General features: G+C 70.3%; 17 protein-coding genes. 13 read left to right on the forward strand and 4 right to left on the reverse strand.

The features are described from left to right. The first annotated feature begins 22 nt into the window (after window positions 1-22). From BV907_RS16470 to BV907_RS16515, 11 genes are all read left to right on the forward strand, one after another. Window positions 23-1,474 carry an NCS1 family nucleobase:cation symporter-1 gene (locus tag BV907_RS16470; protein WP_077490857.1) on the forward strand — a complete coding sequence of 484 codons (1,452 nt, stop codon included), beginning with the start codon at window positions 23-25 and terminating at the stop codon, window positions 1,472-1,474. A 159-nt stretch (window positions 1,475-1,633) separates the two neighbouring features. Continuing rightward, window positions 1,634-2,803, forward strand: a complete 1,170-nt coding sequence (gene sucC, locus BV907_RS16475) for an ADP-forming succinate--CoA ligase subunit beta (RefSeq protein ID WP_077490822.1) — start codon at window positions 1,634-1,636, stop codon at window positions 2,801-2,803. A 14-nt stretch (window positions 2,804-2,817) separates the two neighbouring features. Then, window positions 2,818-3,753 carry a succinate--CoA ligase subunit alpha gene (gene sucD, locus BV907_RS16480; RefSeq protein WP_077490823.1) on the forward strand — a complete coding sequence of 312 codons (936 nt, stop codon included), beginning with the start codon at window positions 2,818-2,820 and terminating at the stop codon, window positions 3,751-3,753. 152 nt (window positions 3,754-3,905) lie between these two features. Further along, entirely contained in the window at window positions 3,906-4,982 is a 1,077-nt protein-coding gene (locus tag BV907_RS16485) for a zinc-dependent alcohol dehydrogenase family protein (RefSeq protein WP_077490824.1), read from the forward strand. Continuing rightward, window positions 4,979-5,416, forward strand: coding sequence for a nucleoside deaminase (locus BV907_RS16490; protein ID WP_077490825.1), 438 nt, complete (start codon window positions 4,979-4,981; stop codon window positions 5,414-5,416). Before BV907_RS16485 ends, BV907_RS16490 begins: the two co-directional genes overlap by 4 nt. Window positions 5,417-5,530: 114 nt before the next feature. Continuing rightward, window positions 5,531-5,707 (forward strand): hypothetical protein, encoded by a 177-nt coding sequence (locus BV907_RS18990; RefSeq protein WP_175637502.1) that lies wholly within the window; start codon window positions 5,531-5,533, stop codon window positions 5,705-5,707. A 265-nt stretch (window positions 5,708-5,972) separates the two neighbouring features. Continuing rightward, entirely contained in the window at window positions 5,973-6,449 is a 477-nt protein-coding gene (locus BV907_RS16495) for a hypothetical protein (RefSeq protein ID WP_077490826.1), read from the forward strand. A gap of 5 nt (window positions 6,450-6,454) precedes the next feature. After that, entirely contained in the window at window positions 6,455-8,263 is a 1,809-nt protein-coding gene (locus BV907_RS16500; protein WP_245828039.1) for a glycoside hydrolase family 15 protein, read from the forward strand. Window positions 8,264-8,422: 159 nt separating this feature from the next. After that, window positions 8,423-8,881: a DUF2087 domain-containing protein gene (locus tag BV907_RS16505; protein ID WP_175637503.1), complete on the forward strand. Its 459-nt coding sequence runs from the start codon at window positions 8,423-8,425 to the stop codon at window positions 8,879-8,881. A 188-nt stretch (window positions 8,882-9,069) separates the two neighbouring features. After that, on the forward strand, window positions 9,070-10,155 hold the full coding sequence (locus BV907_RS16510; RefSeq protein ID WP_077490828.1) for an S-(hydroxymethyl)mycothiol dehydrogenase: 1,086 nt from the start codon (window positions 9,070-9,072) through the stop codon (window positions 10,153-10,155). Then, on the forward strand, window positions 10,155-10,778 hold the full coding sequence (locus tag BV907_RS16515) for an MBL fold metallo-hydrolase (protein ID WP_077490829.1): 624 nt from the start codon (window positions 10,155-10,157) through the stop codon (window positions 10,776-10,778). The genes BV907_RS16510 and BV907_RS16515 overlap by 1 nt, the downstream gene beginning before the upstream one ends. Before the next feature lie 229 nt (window positions 10,779-11,007). On the opposite strand, the gene BV907_RS16520 is transcribed toward BV907_RS16515, so the two are convergent. From BV907_RS16520 to BV907_RS16535, 4 genes are read right to left on the reverse strand one after another with little or no spacing between them, the layout of a single operon-like run. Next, on the reverse strand, window positions 11,008-13,515 hold the full coding sequence (locus tag BV907_RS16520; RefSeq protein WP_077490830.1) for a GcvT family protein: 2,508 nt from the start codon (window positions 13,513-13,515) through the stop codon (window positions 11,008-11,010). 22 nt (window positions 13,516-13,537) lie between these two features. Continuing rightward, complete coding sequence (gene purU, locus BV907_RS16525) at window positions 13,538-14,470, reverse strand: formyltetrahydrofolate deformylase (RefSeq protein ID WP_077490831.1); 933 nt, start codon at window positions 14,468-14,470, stop codon at window positions 13,538-13,540. Further along, on the reverse strand, window positions 14,467-16,428 hold the full coding sequence (locus BV907_RS16530; protein ID WP_077490832.1) for a BCCT family transporter: 1,962 nt from the start codon (window positions 16,426-16,428) through the stop codon (window positions 14,467-14,469). Before BV907_RS16530 ends, purU begins: the two co-directional genes overlap by 4 nt. A gap of 38 nt (window positions 16,429-16,466) precedes the next feature. After that, on the reverse strand, window positions 16,467-16,817 hold the full coding sequence (locus BV907_RS16535; protein WP_077490833.1) for a bifunctional 3-phenylpropionate/cinnamic acid dioxygenase ferredoxin subunit: 351 nt from the start codon (window positions 16,815-16,817) through the stop codon (window positions 16,467-16,469). 249 nt (window positions 16,818-17,066) lie between these two features. Here BV907_RS16535 and BV907_RS16540 point away from each other — a divergent pair, with 249 nt between their 5' ends. Both BV907_RS16540 and BV907_RS16545 read left to right on the forward strand, forming a co-directional pair. Beyond that, window positions 17,067-18,251 carry an NAD(P)/FAD-dependent oxidoreductase gene (locus tag BV907_RS16540; RefSeq protein ID WP_077490834.1) on the forward strand — a complete coding sequence of 395 codons (1,185 nt, stop codon included), beginning with the start codon at window positions 17,067-17,069 and terminating at the stop codon, window positions 18,249-18,251. Between the two features lie 72 nt (window positions 18,252-18,323). Then, the gene (locus BV907_RS16545; protein ID WP_077490835.1) at window positions 18,324-19,460 is read left to right on the forward strand and encodes an aromatic ring-hydroxylating oxygenase subunit alpha; all 1,137 of its coding nucleotides are present in this window, start codon (window positions 18,324-18,326) and stop codon (window positions 19,458-19,460) included. Window positions 19,461-19,492 lie beyond the last annotated feature (32 nt).

The raw sequence follows: 19,492 nt of genomic DNA on the forward strand, positions 1-19,492 counted from the left end.
GCCCTGGAAGGGGGCGGTGACGATGCCTCAGCCGATCCCACCGGACGTGAGCGCGCGTCTCTACAACGAAGACCTCGCGCCGGCGGAGCACCGCAGATGGGGCTTCTACTCGCTCTTCGCCATGTGGATGTCCGACATCCACTCGCTCGGCGGCTACACCTTCGCCGCCGGGCTGTTCGCTCTGGGCCTCGGCGCGTGGCAGGTCTTTCTCGCGCTGGTCGTGGGGATCATCATCGTCTTCCTCCTGATGAACCTCTCCGGCTATGCGGGCCAGAAGATGGGGATCCCCTACCCGGTGCTCGCCCGGATCTCCTTCGGGACGTTCGGGGCGAACCTGCCCGCGCTCATCCGTGCCTTCGTGGCCATCGCCTGGTACGGCATCCAGACGTGGCTCGCCTCGCGGGCCGTCATCGTCATCGCCCTGCAGGTCTGGCCCGAGCTGGAGGGGCTGACGCGGAACGACTTCCTCGGCGAGTCGACCCTCGGCTGGATGGGGTTCCTGCTGATGTGGGCGCTCCAGCTCTACCTCCTGCGGCACGGGATGGAGACGATCCGGCGGTTCCAGGACTGGGCCGGGCCCGCAGTGTGGGCAGTGATGGCCCTGCTCGTCGTCTACATCCTCGCCAACGCCGGCTGGACCGTCTCCCTCGACCTCCCCGGCGGAACGGCAGCCTTCGGCGTCGCCCACGCCTTCTCCGCCGCCGTGGCGCTCACGGTGACCTACTTCTCCACCCTCCTGCTCAACTTCTGCGACTTCTCCCGCTTCGCGCCGACGCGCAAGGCCGTGTGGACCGCGAATCTGTGGGGGCTGCCGGTGAACTTCATGGCGTTCTCCGTGGTCTCCGTCGTCGTCACCGCGGGCACCTTCGCGGTCTACGGCGAGCACATCTACGACCCCGTCGAGATCGTGGGGCGGATCGACAGCATCTGGGCCATGCTGCTGGGGGCCGTCACCTTTGCGGTCGCGACGCTGGGCATCAACGTCGTCGCGAACTTCGTCTCGCCGGCCTATGACCTCTCGAACGTGTGGCCGGCCAAGATCGACTTCAGGCGGGGAGGGCTGGCCGCCGCCGTGATCGCCCTCCTCATCACCCCCTGGAACCTGTTCAACAGCCCGGTCGTGGTCAACCTCTTCCTCGGCGGGCTGGGGGCGCTGCTCGGGCCGCTGTTCGGCATCATCATGATCGACTACTACGTGCTCCGCAGGCAGCATGTAGTGGTCCGGGACCTGTTCCGGGAGGAGGGGTACTACGCCTACACGGGCGGCTGGAATGCCAAGGCCATCGTCTCCTTCGCCGTCTCGGCCGTCCCCGCGGTGATCCTCGCCCTCGTTCCGGCGTTCGGCGCGCTCGCGCCGTTCTCGTGGTTCATCGGTGCCGCCGTCGCGGCCGTGGTCCACTACGCGATCTCGCGCAACGACACGGTTCTCGCCGCATCGGTCGCCGCCGCAGGCCGCGAATTCTACACGATGTAGAGCTGTGCCCTTCGTCACGAATACCGCCCTCAGGGCCCTCCGCCGGAACCAAGCGGCTAGAGTTTCCCCTTGGAGCACTGGGCCCGCCGCAGGGTAGCTCCCGCGGCGAACCACGGGTGTTCCGAGTCAGAACTACTTCGACGTAGAGGACACTGAACCGTGGACCTGTTTGAATACCAGGCGCGCGATCTGTTCGAGGCACACGGCGTGCCCGTGCTGGCCGGAATCGTTGCGCACACCCCTGAGGAAGCCAAGGCTGCTGCCGAGAAGATCGGCGGGGTCACCGTCGTCAAGGCACAGGTCAAGATCGGCGGCCGCGGCAAGGCCGGCGGTGTCAAGGTCGCGAAGTCCGCTGACGAGGCTCACGGGCACGCCACGAACATCCTCGGCATGGACATCAAGGGCCACACGGTCAAGAAGGTCATGATCGCCGCGGGCGCCGACATCGCCGAGGAGTACTACTTCTCGCTGCTGCTGGACCGCGCGAACCGCAACTACCTGGCCATGTGCTCGGTCGAGGGCGGCATGGAGATCGAGCAGCTCGCCGTCGAGCGGCCCGAGGCCCTCGCCAAGGTTCCGGTCGACCCGGCCGTCGGCATCGACACCGCCAAGGCCGCCGAGATCGTCGAGGCCGCGGGCTTTGCCCCCGAGCTGCGCGAGAAGATCGCGGGCGTGCTCGTCAAGCTGTGGGACGTCTTCAAGGGTGAGGATGCCACGCTCGTCGAGGTGAACCCGCTCGTCAAGACGGGCTCGGGTGAGATCATCGCGCTCGACGGCAAGGTCTCGATCGACGAGAACGCCGGCTTCCGCCACGCGGAGCACGAGGAGCTCGTCGACAAGGAGTCCGAGGACCCGCTCGAGGCCAAGGCCAAGGCCCTGGACCTGAACTACGTCAAGCTCGACGGCGAGGTCGGCATCATCGGCAACGGCGCCGGGCTCGTGATGTCCACGCTCGACGTCGTCGCCTACGCGGGCGAGCGCCACGGCAACGTCAAGCCGGCGAACTTCCTCGACATCGGCGGCGGCGCCTCGGCCGAGGTCATGGCGAACGGCCTCTCGATCATCCTCGGCGACGAGCAGGTCAAGAGCGTGTTCGTCAACGTCTTCGGCGGCATCACGGCGTGCGACGCCGTCGCCAACGGCATCGTCGGCGCCCTCAACAAGCTCGGCGACTCGGCCAACAAGCCGCTCGTCGTGCGCCTCGACGGCAACAATGTCGACGAGGGCCGACGCATCCTCCACCAGGCCAACCACCCGCTCGTGACGCTGGCCGAGAACATGGACCAGGGCGCCGACAAGGCCGCCGAGCTGGCGAACGCCTCGAAGTAAGGGACGAGAGAACAATGTCGATCTTCCTCAACAAGGACAACAAGGTCATCGTCCAGGGCATCACCGGCGGCGAGGGCTCCAAGCACACCGCCCGCATGCTCGCGGCCGGCACCAACATCGTCGGCGGCGTCAATGCCCGCAAGGCCGGCACCACGGTCAAGCACCAGGACCAGCACGGCGCGGACATCGAGCTGCCCGTCTTCGGCTCCGTCAAGGAGGCCATGGCCGAGACCGGCGCGGACACCTCGATCGTGTTCGTCCCGCCGGCCTTCACGAAGGACGCCGTGGTCGAGGCCATCGAGGCCGAGATCGGCCTCGTCGTGGTGATCACCGAGGGCGTCCCGGTTCAGGACTCGGCCGAGTTCTGGGCGCTCGCGCAGTCCCGCAAGGACGCCGAGGGCAAGCAGACCACGCGCATCATCGGCCCGAACTGCCCCGGCATCATCACCCCGGGAGAGGCCCTCGTGGGCATCACCCCGGCCAACATCACCGGCAAGGGCGGCGTGGGCCTCGTGTCCAAGTCCGGCACCCTGACCTACCAGATGATGTACGAGCTGCGCGACCTCGGCTTCTCGACCGCGATCGGCATCGGCGGCGACCCGGTCATCGGCACGACCCACATCGACGCCCTCGCCGCGTTCGAGGCGGACCCGGACACGAAGGCGATCGTCATGATCGGCGAGATCGGCGGCGACGCCGAGGAGCGCGCGGCCGAGTTCATCAAGAACAACGTCACGAAGCCGGTCGTCGGCTACGTCGCGGGCTTCACCGCCCCCGAGGGCAAGACCATGGGCCACGCCGGCGCCATCGTCTCCGGCTCCTCCGGCACGGCCCAGGCCAAGAAGGAGGCCCTCGAGGCCGCAGGGGTCAAGGTCGGCAAGACGCCGTCCGAGACCGCCCACCTCCTCCGCGAGGTCTACCCGGTGCACCTCCCGGAGTCGAACCTCTGATCTGCTGACGTTCCGACAGTTCCGGCAGAACGCACGACGGCGGCCGGTCGCCTTCCCCAGGGAAGGTGACCGGCCGCCGTCCTCCGCTCTGCCGGGAGGGACCAGCGGTAGGTTGGATCCCGTATCCGTTCGGCCCCAGCGTGAGGAGCCCCATGCGCGCGACCATGATCCACGGCACCCGCGACATCCGCGTCGAGGACCGCCCGGACCCGGAGATCCGGCTCCCCGGCGACGCCATCGTGCGCGTCGTCGCCTCCTGCGTGTGCGGCTCCGACCTGTGGCCGTACCGCGGCGTGCGCGAGGTGGCCCGGCCGAAGCCGATCGGGCACGAGTTCGTCGGCGTCGTCGAGGCCCTCGGCGACGCGGTCTCGACGCTCTCCGTCGGGGACTTCGTCGTCGCGCCGTGGGCGGTCTCGTGCGGAGTGTGCCCGCCCTGCCGCAACGGCGTCCAGGTGGCGTGCGAGCATCGCGCCTCGTGGGGCGGCGCGGACGAGGACGGACTCCCGGTCGACGGCGGCCAGGGCGAGAGGGTCCGTGTGCCCCTCGCCGACGGGACGCTCGTGCCCGTCCCCGGAGTCTCAGGGGTCACCGTGCCCGACGAGGACCTGCTCAAGAGTCTCCTGACGCTCTCCGACGTCATGGGCACGGGACACCACGCCGCCGTGGCCGCCGGCGTCGGGCCCGGGCGCAGCGTCGTGGTGGTGGGCGACGGCGCCGTCGGCCTCTGCGGGGTGCTCGCGGCCAAGCGGCTCGGGGCCGAGCGGATCATCGCGATGTCCCGGCACGAGGACCGCGCCGCGATCGCGCGTCGGCTCGGGGCGACCGACGTCGTCGCCGAGCGCGGCCCGGGGGCCGCCGAGAAGGTCCGCGGGCTGCTCGGCGGGGTGCTAGCCGACTCGGTGCTCGAGTGCGTCGGCACGAAGGAGTCCATGGACCAGGCGCTGCGCTGCACGCGGCCGGGCGGGAGCCTCGGGTTCGTCGGCGTCCCGGCCGGCGGAGCCGAGCTGCCCATCGGCGTGCTCTTCTCGAAGAACATCAGCGTCGGCGGCGGGGCCGCCTCGACCCGGCACTACCTGCCCGAGCTGCTCGAGGACGTCCTCTCCGGGGCCATCAGCCCCGGGCTCGTGTTCGACGCCGTCATGCCCCTCGAGGACGCCGCCAAGGCCTACGCCGCCATGGACGAGCGGCGGGCGATCAAGGTCATGCTCGTCCCGGGAGGCAGCCGGTGACGGGCGATCCGGGCTTCGAGGCAGCCCTCGCGGCGGCGCGGGACGGACTGCAGCAAGGCGGCATCCCCATCGGCGCAGCCCTGGTCCGCGGTGGCGAGGTCGTCGCCGTCGGCCACAACGAGCGGGTCCAGGGCGGCGACCCGATCGCGCACGGCGAGATGTCCGCCCTCCGTGCCGCGGGCCGGCAGCGGACCTACCGCGACACGGTCCTCTACACGACGCTCGCTCCCTGCGCGATGTGCGCGGGCACGGTCATCCAGTTCAAGATCCCGCGCGTGGTGGTCGGCGAGCAGCGGAGCTTCCCAGGGGAGCTCGAGCTCCTGCGCTCGCGCGGGGTCGACGTCGTCGTGCTCGACGACCGCCGCTGCATCGAGATGATGGAGGCCTTCCAGCGGCAGCATCCCGAGCTGTGGGCGGAGGACATCGCCGAGTAGCGTCACAGATCGGGCGTTCCCGACCTGTCTCGCGGGGACGGACCGGTCTCGGGCGGGATTGCCGTCCGGGGGGCCGAGCCGCCAAGGCCGTCGGCGCTGTTTGCCGCCGGTCTCGTGGCGAAACAGGTGCCGCTCTGCGAGACCGGTGCGTTCCCGACCTGTCTCGCAAGGACGGACCGGCCTCGGGCGAAACCGGTCCTTGCCGCCCGGGGCCCGACCGTCCCCGGCACCGAGCACGGCTACCGGCTCGGGGTGCTGCGGATCGACGTCGGCGAGCGCGAGGACGCCTAGCCGGCGCTCCTGGTTGCCGGCGAGCCGGGCAGCATAGGCGTCCAGGCCGGCGTCGTCCGCCTCCGCGTACGCGACGGCGCCGCTTGTCAGGAGCTCGCGCACGCGCTCGGGGCCGAGCGTCCCGAGGAACACCTGCACCGACGAGGGCAGCGCGGTCGCGTAGCGCGTGCCGAGCCTCGTCGTGTGCCAGGTGCCGTGCCGGGAATAGCGGCCGCTCCTGCGCCGCTCTACATGCCACACGAGGACGTAACAGGAAGTGTCTGGCATGGACTGGTCAGGCTGGGCGTTGTTCGGGCTGATGGCCACCGGGGCCCTCACCGCCGTGATGATCGCCGCGCAGATGGCTGGCTTCACCCGCTTGGACCTGCCCCTGGTCCTCGGCACCCTCGTCACCCCAGACCCCGACCGCGCGCGCGTCGTGGGCTTCTTCCTCCATCTGATCGCCGGGCAGACGTTCGCCCTGGGCTACGCCTGGACCTTCGCGCTCCTGGGCTGGAGCAGCTGGTGGCTCGGCGGGCTGCTCGGGCTCCTACACGGCGCCGTGGCGCTGACGCTCATCCTCCCGCTCCTGCCCGGGGTCCACCCGCGGATGGCCTCGCACCGGGCGGGCCCGTCGAGCCGCGCGGGCCTCGAGCCTCCCGGACTGCTGGGCCTCAACTACGGCGTCCAGACGCCCGCGGTCGCCGCCGCAGCGCATGTGCTCTACGGCGTCGTCCTCGGACTGCTCCTCGGGGCCCGGTGAGCGCGGTGCCGATCCCCCCGGTGCCGATAGGGGACTATGGCCTGCTCGGCGACACGAGGACGGCCCTGCTGGTCTCGGGCTCCGGGTCGATCGACTGGATGTGCGCGCCCGCCTTCGACAGCCCGCCCGTGTTCGGGCGGCTCGTCGGGGGCCCGGGCGCGGGCTCCTTCCGGGTGGGCCCCGCCCGGCCCAGCACCCTCGTGTCCCGCCGCTACCGCGGCGACTCCGCCACCCTCGAGACCGTGTGGGCGGCCGACGGCGGGCGGCTCACCCTCACCGAGGCCATGGTCGCCGAGGTCTCTGGCCGGCTGCTGCCGACGAGCCTCCTCGTACGCCGGCTCGCGGCCGAGGGCCAGCCAGTGGAGGTCGAGGTGCACTATGATCCCCGGCCCGCCAGGCCCCGCGAGTGCCGGTGGTCGAGGCGGAATGGGCACCTGGTCTGCGAGTCCGGCCCCCTGGCGCTCTCGCTCCGGTGCGAGCCGACGCTGCAGCTGGAGCCCGGGACCCCGGTGAGGGCCGTCGTCGCCCCCGGCCGGCCGCTCACGCTCGTGCTCGGCGTCGCCTACGGCGAGCCGCTCGTCTACGTGGACCCGGCGGCGGCGTGGGAGCTGGTCGCCGCGGACGAGGCCCGCTGGGAGGCATGGGCCGCGGAGATCGTCTCCGACCTCCCCTTCCGGCCCGCCGTCGTGCGGAGCCTGCTCACGCTGCGGCTGCTCACCTACTCCCCGTCGGGGGCGCCCGTCGCCGCCCCCACGACGTCGCTGCCCGAGAACCCCGGCGGAGTCCGCAACTGGGACTACCGCTTCACCTGGCCCCGGGACGCGAGCATCGGGGTGGCGACCTTCCTCGGCGTCGGCAAGACCCGTGAGGCCGGCAGCTTCCTGAGCTGGCTGCTGCACGCGAGCAGGCTGGCCCGCCCCCGCCTGCCCGCCCTCCTGACGCTCATGGGCCGCACGGTGCCGCGCGAGAGGGAGCTGGCGTGGCCCGGCTATGCGGGCAGCACGCCCGTGCGCCTCGGGAACCTCGCCGCCGAGCAGCATCAGCTGGACGGCTACGGGTGGGTCCTGGACGCCGCGTGGGTCTTCGAGAAGGGCGGGCACCGCCTGTACTCGGAGACGTGGCGCGCGATGCGGGCCTTCGCCGACCTGGTCGCCGCCCGGTGGCGCGAGCCCGACGCCGGCATCTGGGAGGTCCGGGGGTCGCCCGCCCACCATGTGCACTCGAAGCTCATGGGCTGGCTGGCCCTCGACCGCGCCCTGCGCCTGGCCGAGCGCCACCGCGTGTCGCGGGGCCGACGGCGCCGCTGGGAGCAGGCGCGCGCTGCCCTGGCCGCGGAGGTGCGGGAGCGCGGAGTGGACGCTGCGACCGGCAGCTACGCCCGCGCCTACGGGGCGGACGACGTCGACGCGGCCCTCCTGATGCTCCCCCTGCTCGGCTTCGACGATCCCGCGTCCCCGCGGGTCCGGGCCACCATCGACCGCATCCGGAGCGAGCTGTCCGCGGGGGACGACGGCCTCGTCTACCGCTACCCGCCCGGCCGCGACGGCCTCCCCGGGACCGAAGGGGCCTTCCTCCCGTGCTCGTTCTGGCTCGTGCAGGCGCTGGCCCTGACCGGCCGGCGGGACGAGGCCGTCGCGGTCTTCTCATCGCTGCTCGAGCGGTCGACGCCGCTGGGCCTCTACGCGGAGGAGCTGGATCCGGAGACGGGCGAGCAGCTCGGGAACTTCCCGCAGGCCCTCACGCACGCCGCGCTCGTGCAGGCGGCCCTGGCCCTCCGCGACACCGCGGGCACCGGGCAGGGGAGGGGCGCCTAGATCCTTGGCGAGGCGCCCGCGAGAACGTTCCGGGTACGCATCTCGCCGCCGTTTTGCCATTCCTAGTACACATCTCGACGCCCTGTGGCCACTCCGGGTACGACAACGCCCTCCGACGGCACTCTCCCGAGGGCGCGCCGGATGCGGCACAGTGGAAGCATGCAGCAGCAGCTCATCCAGATGATGGCGGCCCTCGCGAACCATCAGATGCGGCGCCGCTTCGCCGACGTCGAGATCGGCGGCGGGGCGGGCGTCCCCGGCGATCCCGACGCGGACCGACTCCTCGTCGCGGCCGGCGCTCTGGAGGAGCTCCCCGATGGGAGGGTGCGGATCAGCGGGCCCGGACTGCGCGCACTCCTGGACCACGCCCGGGGGACGCTCGAGCCGAAGCCCGAGGGGAAGGTCGACCTCCTGCCCCGCCAGCACCGCCTGCGGCTTGAGGTTCTCGGCAAGGTCGCCGATGCGGTGCTCGGCGCTGACGAGCGCATTCCGGAGAAGGAGCTCAACGCGAGGCTCGGTGACCAGGTCCTGGACATCCCGGGCGTGCGCCGCGCGCTCGTCGACGAGGGCCTCGTGGCCCGCGAGGCGGATGGCCACGCGTATTGGCGGTTAGGCTGAACCTTCACGCGGGGGACCCCCATTGACACCTTCTGTGACGGGTGCCATATCCTGTCTAAGACGCGCTATATGCGTGTTGTTGCGTTATCCGCAACGTGATAATGTCCGCATCGCCCGCGCCGGCTCCTCGGATGGCTCCCTGCTGCGCCGATGAGCCTGCCCGGACGCGGGAAGGGAAGACAAGCAATATGGCTCACAGAGTGAAGGCGGTCATCGCCAGGGAGAAGAACGCGCCCGTGACGGTCGAGACCGTCATCGTCCCGGACCCCGGGCCCGGCGAGGCGCTCGTCGACATCCTCACGTGCGGCGTCTGCCACACCGACCTGCACTACAAGCTCGGCGGCATCACCGACGAGTTCCCCATCCTCCTCGGCCACGAGGCGACCGGCGTGGTCAGCGCCGTCGGGCCCGACGTCACCGACGTCAAGCCGGGCGACCGCGTCATCCTCAACTGGCGCGCCGTCTGCGGCTCGTGCCGCGCGTGCGCGAAGGGCCAGCCCCAGTACTGCTTCGCGACGCACAACGCGACGCAGAAGATGACGCTCGAGGACGGCACCGAGCTCACGCCCGCCCTCGGCATCGGAGCCTTCGCGGAGAAGACCCTCGTCGCGGCCGGCCAGTGCACGAAGGTCGACGACGACGCCGACCCCGCCGCCGTCGGCCTCCTCGGCTGCGGCGTCATGGCCGGCATCGGCGCCGCGATCAACACGGGCGAGGTCAAGCGCGGCGAGTCCGTCGCGGTGATCGGCTGCGGCGGCGTGGGCATCGCGGCGATCGCGGGCGCGAAGCTCGCCGGCGCGACGACGATCATCGCCGTCGACATCGACGCCAACAAGGTCGACATGGCCAAGTCCCTCGGCGCGACGCACGGCGTCGACTCCTCGACCGAGGACCCCATCGAGGCGATCCGCGCCCTCACGGGCGGGCACGGAGCGGACGTGGTGATCGACGCCGTCGGCCGCCCCGAGACGTACAAGCAGGCGTTCTACGCGCGCGACCTCGCGGGCCGCGTCGTCCTCGTCGGCGTCCCGAACCCGCAGATGCAGCTCGAGCTTCCGCTCCTGGACGTGTTCGGCCGCGGCGGCTCGCTCAAGTCCTCGTGGTACGGCGACTGCCTCCCGAGCCGGGACTTCCCGATGCTCGTGGCGCAGTACAAGCTCGGCAACCTGGACCTCGACGCCTTCGTCACCGAGCGCATCGCGATCGACCAGGTCGAGGAGGCCTTCGAGCGCATGCACGAGGGCAAGGTCCTGCGATCGGTGGTGGAGCTCTGATGGCCGTCCAGATCGAGAACGCCGTCACGTCCGGGACCTTCTCCCTCGACGGCGGCACGTGGGACGTGGACAACAACGTCTGGGTCGTGGGCAACGACGAGGAGTGCGTCATCATCGACGCCCCGCACGACGCCGCCCCGATCCTCGAGCAGGTCCGCGGCCGCAAGGTCCTCGCGCTCCTCCTGACGCATGCGCACAACGACCACATCGGCGTCGCGCTCGAGCTCGCCAAGGCCGTGGGCGCGCCGATCCACCTGCACCCCGAGGACATGGTGCTGTGGTCGCAGGTCTACCCCGACGTCCGCCCGGACCGCTTCCTCGCCGACGGCGACGTTTTCGAGGTGGGCGGGGCGTCCCTCGAGGCGATCCACACGCCGGGCCACTCGCCCGGGTCCACGTGCTTCCTCCTCGCGAGCGAGGGCACCGTCTTCACCGGCGACACCCTCTTCAACGGCGGGCCCGGCGCGACGGGGCGGTCCTACAGCGACTACCCGACGATCCTGACCTCGATCCGCGAGCGGCTCCTGCCGCTGCCGGCGGAGACCGTGGTGCGGACCGGGCACGGCGAGTCAACGACGATCGGGGCCGAGCGCGAGACGCTCTCCCGGCTGGCGGACAAGTAGCGGCGGCGCCGCACGGCGTGAGCTGACGACGACGGCGACATCCCCTCGCGGGGTGTCGCCGTCGTCGTTCTTGTGCGGCAGGGAGCCGACGGAAGGTGACCCCGCAACGCTGGGACGTGACCCCGCAACGCTGGGAGGTGACCCCGCAACGACGCAAGAGGTGGCCACCCAACCCCTCTCGGGTTGGGTGGCCACCTCTCTCAGGCTTTGACGGGCCTCCGAGCGGCGGCTAGCCGCGCAGGCGCTCCATGCCCGGGTCCACGAGCGGCTCGGCCGAGACCGTGGCCGCCACGCGCCGGCCGAAGTACTCGATCTCGACCTGGCTGCCCTCCTCGACGGCGGCCGGGAGCCACGCGTAGGCGATGGGCTTGCGGATGGTGAACCCGTAGGCGGCGCTCGTGACGTACCCGGCGGGCTCGCCGCCGACGTACACGGGCTCCCGGCCCAGGACCACGGACGTGCCGTCGTCGACCGTGAGGCAGCGCAGCACCTTCGCGGGCTTGGCGGCCTTGCGCTCGGCGAGCGCCTCGAAGCCCACGTAGCCCTCCTTGTCCTTGGCCACGGAGAAGCCGAGGCCGGACTGGTACGGATCGTGCTCGGTCGTCATGTCCGTGCCCCAGAGGCGGTAGCCCTTCTCGAGGCGGAGGCTGTTGAAGGCCCCTCTGCCGGCCGCGATGATGCCGTGCTCCTGGCCCGCCTCGAAGAGCAGGTCCCAGAGCTTGAGCCCGTACTCGGAGGACGTGTACAGCTCCCAGCCGAGCTCGCCGACGTAGGAGAGACGCATCGCCGTGACAGGGATGCCGCCGATGTGGATCTCCTTCGCGCGGAAGTAGCGCAGGCCGTCGTTGCTGAGGTCGTCGTCGCTGACCTTCCCGATGACCTCACGGGCCAGCGGGCCCCAGAGGCCGATGCAGCACGTGCTGCCGGTGATGTCCGCGACGTGCGCCCACTGGGCCGGATCGGCCGTGGACTGCTTCCGGGCCTCGACGCGCAGGTAGTCGAAGTCGACGTTGCTGTTGACGCCGAGCTGGAAGGTGTCCTCCCCGAGCCGGGCGACCGTCACGTCGCTGCGGATGCCGCCGTCCTCCGCGAGGAGCAGGCAGTACGTCACCGCCCCGGGCTTCTTGGCGATGTTGCCGGTGCTGAGCCGCTGGAGGAGGGCCAGGGCGCCGGGGCCGTTCACGCTGAGCCGCTTGAGCGGCGTCATGTCGTAGAGGGCGACGGCGGTGCGCGTCTTCCAGGCCTCGGCCGCGGAGATGGGGGAGTGGAACATAGCGGACCAGGCGTCCCGCTCGGGCGTCTGCCACTCGGCGGGCAGCTCCTCGAGGAGGCCGCGGTTGGCCTCGAACCAGTGCGGGCGCTCCCACGCGGCGGACTCGAGGAAGAACGCCCCGAGCTCCCTCTGCCGGACGTTGAAGGGGCTCACGCGGAGGTCCCGCGGGGACTCCTTGGGCTGGAGCGGGTGCAGGATGTCGTAGATCTCGACGAAGTTCTGCTGCGAGGTCTCGCTGACGTACGCGTCGGAGGTCTGGACCTTCTCGAAGCGGGACAGCTCGCAGCCGTGCAGGTCGGTGCGCGAGCCGCCCTCGATGAGGAGCTCGGCCATGGCCTTGGCCACGCCCGCGGAGTGCGTGACCCAGACGGCCTCGGCGACGAAGAAGCCGTCGAGGTCCGGGTGCTCGCCCATGAGCGGGCCGCCGTCGGGCGTGAACGAGAAGATGCCGTTGAAGCCGTCCTCGATCTCCGCGCCGCGGAGGGCCGGGAGCAGGGCCTTGCTGTCCTCCCAGGCCGGGAGGAAGTCCTCGAGGGTGAAGTCGAGGCGGGAGGGCATGCGGCGGTCGGACATCTCCTCGGCGGGGACCTGGGGGAGGGTGGCCATGTCCACCGGCAGCGGCCGGTGGGCGTAGCTGCCGATGCCGATCCGCTCGCCCCACTCGCGGTAGTACAGGTCGCGGTCCTGGTGGCGCAGGATGGGCAGGGTCGCGCCGCCGGGCAGGTCGTTCCGGCCCTTGAGCTCGGCCACGGGCGTGGTCTTGACGTACTGGTGCGCGAGCGGAAGGAGCGGCACCTCGAGCCCGACCATGCGGCCGAGCTCCCGGCCCCAGAACCCGGCGCAGGAGACGACGATGTCCGCCGGGATGAGGCCCTTGTCCGTCTCGACGCCGGTGACCTTGCCGCCGGTCTGCTCGACGCCCGTCACGGTCGTGGAGCCGAGGAACGTCACGCCGGCCTCGCGGGCGCGGCCGATGAGCAGCTGGACCGCGCGGGCGGCCGAGGCGAGGCCGTCGCTCGGGACGAGGAGGCCGCCGAGGACCGGGGTCCGCTCGGCGCCCGCTTCTGTCCCGAGCAGGTGGTAGTGCTTCTCGCACTCGTCCGGGTCGATGATCCGGCCCTCAAGGCCCCACGACGTCGCGTAGCCGAGCTTGCGCTTGAGCTCCTCGAGCCGGGCCTCGGTCGTGGCGAGCTCGAGGCCGCCGACCTGGTTGAAGCACGAGACGCCGTCGGAGGTCAGCGAGAGCAGCTTGTCCACGGTGTAGCGGGCGAACTCGGTCATCGTCTTCGACGCGTTGGTCTGGAACACGAGCCCGGGGGCGTGGGACGTCGAGCCGCCGGCGAGCTCGAGTGGCCCCTGATCGACGACGGTGACGTTCGTCCAGCCGCGGTTCGCGAGCTCGTCCGCGAGGTTCGTGCCGACGATGCCGGCGCCGATGATGACGACGCGGGGGGAAGCTGTCATGGGGTTCTCTCCTGGGATGTCTCTAGCGGAAGACGACGGTTCGGGTGCGGTTGAGCAGGACGCGGTGCTGGCAGTGCCACGTGACCGCCCGGGCGAGGGCCTGCGACTCGGCGTCGCGGCCGACGGTCACGAGGGCGTCGGCGTCCAGGCTGTGGTCCACCCGGAAGACCTCCTGCTCGATGATCGGGCCCTCGTCGAGGTCCGCGGTCACGTAGTGGGCGGTCGCGCCGATGAGCTTGACGCCCCGGTCGTAGGCCTGGTGGTACGGCTTGGCGCCCTTGAAGCCGGGCAGGAACGAGTGGTGGATGTTGATCGCGCGCCCGCGCAGCTCGCGGCACAGTTCGTCCGAGAGCACCTGCATGTACCGGGCGAGGACGACGAGGTCCGTCTGGTACTCCGCGGCGATCTCGAGCAGCCGGGCCTCGGCCTCGGCCTTCGAGCCGGACGTGTTTGGGACGTGGATGAAGGGCAGGCCGGCGGCCTCGGCCATCGGCCGGAGCACCTCGTGGTTGGAGACGACGACGGCGATCTCCGCGCCGAGGCTGCCCGCCTTCCACCGGAAGATCAGGTCGTTGAGGCAGTGTCCGGCCTTCGACACCATGACGAGGAGCCGCTGCGGGCGGCCGTCGTGCAGCTCGAAGTCCATGCCGAACTCGGCGGCCGTGGCCTCGAACTCGGAGGCGAGGGCGTCCGCCTCAACGGCTTCGGCGCTCCCGCCCGTGAACGCGGTGCGGAGGTAGAGCTTGCCGCTCACGTGGTCGTCGAACTGCTGGTGCTCGACGATGTCGAACCCGCGGTCGGCCAGGAAGGCGGAGATGGCGCGGACGATCCCGGGCCGCTCGGGGCACGAGAGGGTCAGGACGAAGTCGGCGGTCCGCGTGCGGCCCCCGGCCGAGGCGGAAGCCGCCTCGGCCGGGGTGCGTACTGCGGAGTGGCCGTCGGCCACTGCTGTCACTTGTTCTCCTTCGATGCTGTGCTGTCTGGGCCCGCTTCGGTCGCCGAAGCGCGGGCGTCTGGCTCCTCGTCATCGCTGTCGCTCGGGCACCTCGTCACGAGCTCGAACTGGACGCCGCCGTGCTGCTCGACGCCCGTGCGGATGGCGCGCTCGACGACGTTGTCGGCGAGGCGGCGGCGCAGGGACAGCGGGTCGCGGCGGAGGTCCTTGGCGAGGGCGAAGCAGAGCAGGAGCATCACGACCACGAAGGGCAGTGCCGCGACGATGGTGATGCGCTGCAGGCCTGACAGCGCTTCAGAGGGTACGTCTCCACCGGCCAGGAGCATGACGGCGGCGACGGCGCCGGTGAGGCTGCCCCAGAAGATGACCACTCCGCGGCGGGGTTCCTCCGCGCCGTTGGAGCTGAGCGATCCCATCACGATGGATGCCGCGTCGGCTCCCGTGATGAAGAAGATCCCCACGAGGACCATGGCCAGGACGATAAGGGCGGTGATCCCCCAGGCGGGCAGGGGCAGGTTGTTGACCAGGTCGAACAGGGCTCCGTTGAAGCTCACGGTCGGGGCGCCGTCGACCATCGTGACCAGGCCTGGGGTGCCTGCCTTGTCGGCCTCGGACTGGATGTGGAAGGCCGTGCCGCCGAAGATGCCGAACCAGATGACGGACACGAGGCTCGGGACGAGCAGCACGCCGGTGACGAACTGGCGGATCGTGCGGCCGCGGCTGATGCGGGCGATGAAGAGGCCGACGAACGGCGTCCAGGAAACCCACCAGGCCCAGTAGAAGATGGTCCAGCCGGACATCCACTCGCGCAGGGCCTCATCGCCCACGGCCTCGGTGCGGGACGACATCTCGGCCAGGTCGCGGGCGTAGTCGCCCACGGCGGACGGGATGAGGTTCAGGATGAACAGGGTGGGCCCCGCGACGAAGACGACGAGGGCGAGCACGACTGCCAGGACCATGTTGATGTTGGACAGCCACTGGATGCCGCGGCTGATCCCGGAGACGGCCGAGGCGACGAAGCAGAAGGTCAAGACGGCAACGATCACCACGAGCACGGGGGTGCCGACCTCGCCGAACCAGCCGTTGGAGGTCATGCCGGAGCCGATCTGCAGCGCCCCCAGGCCCAGGGACGCGGCCGTGCCGAACAGGGTGGCGAAGATGGCCAGGATGTTGATGAACTTGCCGACCGGGCCCTCGACGGTGCGGATGCCGAAGAGCGAGGTGAAGGCGACCGAGATCAGTTGGCGGCGGCCCAGGCGGTAGGTGCCGTAGGCCATGGCGATGCCGACCACGGCGTACATGGCCCAGGGATGCAGGGTCCAGTGGAAGATCGAGGTGGCCATGGCCGTCTGGATGGCTTCGGGGGTCTGGCCGTTCACGGTGCCCGGCGGCGGGGAGATGTAGTGGTAGAGCGGTTCCGCCACACCGTAGAACATGAGCCCGATGCCCATGCCGGCGGCGAACATCATCGCGACCCAGGACACGGTCTTGTACTCGGGCTTCTCGCCGTCCTTGCCCAGGGGGATGTTGCCGAACTTGCCCAGCGCCAGCCACAGGACGAAGATCACGAACAGGGAGGCCAGGAGCATGAAGAGCCAGCCCGTGTACTCCATCACCCAGTTCAGGGCACCCTTGGACGTCGCGGACAGGCTGTCACGCCCGGTGAAGCCCCAGACCACGAAGGCGACGGCGATGGCGCCCGTGATCCCGAAGGTGACCTTGTCCAGGGTGAGCTTGCGGTTGCGCCGCGCAGCGACAGCCTGCTCCGCCTTCGTCTGGCGCAGCTCCTGAAGGATCTGCTCGTGCTCTTCGACATCCGTCACGATGTTGGCTTCGACTTCGTCGGGGACCGCTGCTTCGATCAGCTGCTCGGCCGTTTCTTCGGCGGTGCCGTCGGCGTCGTTGCCGAGGGGACTCTTCTCAGGTGTTGGGGGTTTGAGGTCACTGTTGATCGCCATGGGGGGCTTCCTTGTGATTGACGTCGTGGGCAGGGGGCTTAGACGTGGCCATGGGGGGTCAGGCCGGGCGGGAGGTTCGGAGCCTCGTCGGACTCGATGACCATGATGTCGCCGTCGATCACGGTGACCTCGTGGCGGCGGACCGGCAGCTTTGCCGGCGGCGCGTCCACTTCGCCCGTCTTGAGGTTGAAGCGGGACGCGTGGAGCGGGCACTCGACCCAGCAGTCCTCGACATACCCGTCGGCGAGGGAGGCGTCCTGGTGGGTGCAGGTGTCATCGAGGGCGAACAGCTCGCCGTCCTCGGTATGGAAGACCGCGATGGGGGGCGCGGTATTGAGCCGGAGCGCTTCCCCCGGCGCGAGCTCACTGAGCGGGCAGGCCTTGTGCATTTGGTCGACCTCTACTTCCTTAGGGGACCTGGGGACTGAAAGCGAGTGCTGGGTTTCGCATCCATCAACACGCTTCGCTATATGCAACAGGGTGTTCCTCGTCACAGAGTTCTGTCAAGGGTCAGGCCTCTTCCGGCGACATGTGAAGGCCTCCGGAGACCGCGTCTTGACATGCCGCGTGGTCTGGATCACGCTGTTGCATATCGCGCTTGATGTTGCGTAATCAGCAATTGAGGAAAGGGGGCCGACATGGAGACGCTCACCATCGTCGGAGCCTCACTGGCAGGGCTGTCCGCCGCGCGGGCAGCCCGGGCCCAGGGCTTCGAGGGGCGGCTCGTCGTCATCGGCGACGAACCCCACCGGCCGTACGACCGGCCGCCACTGTCCAAGGACTTCCTGCTCGGCCAGATCACGGCCGAAGACCTGTCCCTGGAGACCGATACTGACAGTCTCGACGCCGAGTGGCTCCTCGGCGCCGAGGCGGTGTCGTTCGACGCCGCGACGCGGACGGTCCGCCTGCGGGACGGCCGCTCGGTGGCGTCCGACGGCGTCGTCATCGCCACCGGGGCGCGGGCGCGCCAGCTGCCCGAGCTGGCCGACGTGGAGAATGTCCACACGCTCCGCACGCTCGACGACGCGGCGCGGCTCGGCCCAGAGCTCATCGCCGGGCGCCGCCTGCTCGTGGTCGGCGCGGGCTTCATCGGGGCCGAGGTCGCCTCCTCCGCCGCCTCGCGCGGTCTCGAGGTCACGGTGCTCGACACCAAGCCCGTGCCCTTCGCTGCGCAGCTGGGAGCGGAGATGGGCTCGGTCGTGGCCGCCCTCCAGAGCGCGCACGGCATCGAGCTCGTGCCCTCCGCCACGGTGGACGGCTTCGTCACGTCCCGGCGCCGTGTCACGGCCGTCCGGCTCGCCGGTGGCCGCATCATCGCGACTGACCTCGTCGTCGTCGGGATCGGTGCGGAGCCTAACACCGAGTGGCTCCAGGGCTCCGGCCTCGAGCTGCAGCCCGGCGTCGTGTGCGACGCCATGGGGCGCACGGGGACCCCGGGCGTGGTCGCCGTCGGCGACTGCGCAGCGTGGTTCGACGAGACGACCGGCACCCACCGCCTCAGCAGCCACTGGACCGGTGCGCTGGAGCGCGCCGCGCTCGCGGTCGAGGCGCTCCTCGACGAAGAGGCACCGCAGCGGCAGCACAAGCCGCACTACTTCTGGTCCGACGTCCACGGGGTCAAGCTCCAGTTCGCTGGCCACGCGGAAGGCCATGACCGCGTCGAGATCGAGGCCGGCGATCCGTCGGAGCACAGCTTCCTCGCCGTCTACTACCGGGGCGATGCACCGATCGCCGTCCTCGGCATGAACCAGCCCCGCCTCTTCGCGAAGCGGCGGCGCAGCATCGTGCCTGCCACTCTGGCCGGCGCCGCCGCCCTGTCCTGAATTCCACCCCGAGGGCCTCCGGCCCTCGCCCGAGTTTTTCCAGCTGTCGAGATTGTCTATAAGGAGGACACGTTGTCTGCCGAAGTCATTTCCCCGAGCCTCATCCCCACACTTCCTGGCTCCACCTATGTGGACGAGGCCGTCTTCCGCGCCGAGCAGGAGCGCATCTTCGAGAAGATGTGGTTCTGCGCCATCCGCTCCGCCGACCTCGACAAGCCGGGCGCGTGGCGCGCCGTGCAGATCGGCCGGGAGAGCGTGCTGATCTCCCGCACCCGCAAAGGCGAGATCCGTGCCTTCTACAACATCTGCCGCCACCGCGGCGTGAAGCTGTGCATGGAGGAGCAGGGCGAAGCCGCCCGCAACTTCCAGTGCCCGTACCACGCCTGGACCTACGACTTCGAGGGCAAGCTCATCGCCGCGCCGAACCTCACGAAGATGCCGGACATCGACCGCGACGAGTACGGCCTGGTCAAGGTCGCCATCCGCGAGTACCTCGGCTACGTGTGGGTCTGCCTCGCTGACGAGCCGCCGTCGTTCGAGGAGGACGTCATGGGCGCCGTCGAGGAGCGCCTGGGCGACGTGCACAAGATCGACGGCTACGACGTGGCCAACCTGGCCCTCGGCCGCCGCATCAAGTACGACGTGAAGGCCAACTGGAAGCTCATCATCGAGAACTTCATGGAGTGCTACCACTGCGCCACGATCCACCCCGAGCTGACCGAGGTCCTGCCGGAGTTCGCGGACGGGCTGGCCGCGCAGTACTTCGTGGGCCACGGCGCCGAGTTCGGCGAGAACATCAAGGGCTTCACCGTGGACGGCTCGGAGGGCCTTGACCACATCCCCGGCGTGAGCGAGGACCAGGACCGCCGCTACTACGCCATCACCATCAAGCCGACGGTGTTCGTGAACCTTGTTCCCGACCACGTGATCATCCACCGCATGTTCCCGCTCGCGGCGGACCACACGATCGTTGAGTGCGACTGGCTCTACCTCCCCAGCGTCGTGGAGAGCGGCAAGGACGTCACGGCCTCGGTCGAGCTGTTCCACCGCGTCAACCAGCAGGACTTCGACGCGTGCGAGCGCACCCAGCCGGGCATGCACTCCAAGATCTACTCCAAGGGCGGTGTGCTCGTCCCGAGCGAGCACCACATCGGCGCCTTCCACGACTGGGTCCAGGAGAAGGTCGGCGACGTCGTCCCGAAGTCCTAGCAGCAGCGTGTCTCTGGGGGGTCCGTCGTAAT

This window comes from Sinomonas mesophila (genome assembly GCF_001999765.1).
Taxonomy (GTDB): domain Bacteria; phylum Actinomycetota; class Actinomycetes; order Actinomycetales; family Micrococcaceae; genus Sinomonas; species Sinomonas mesophila.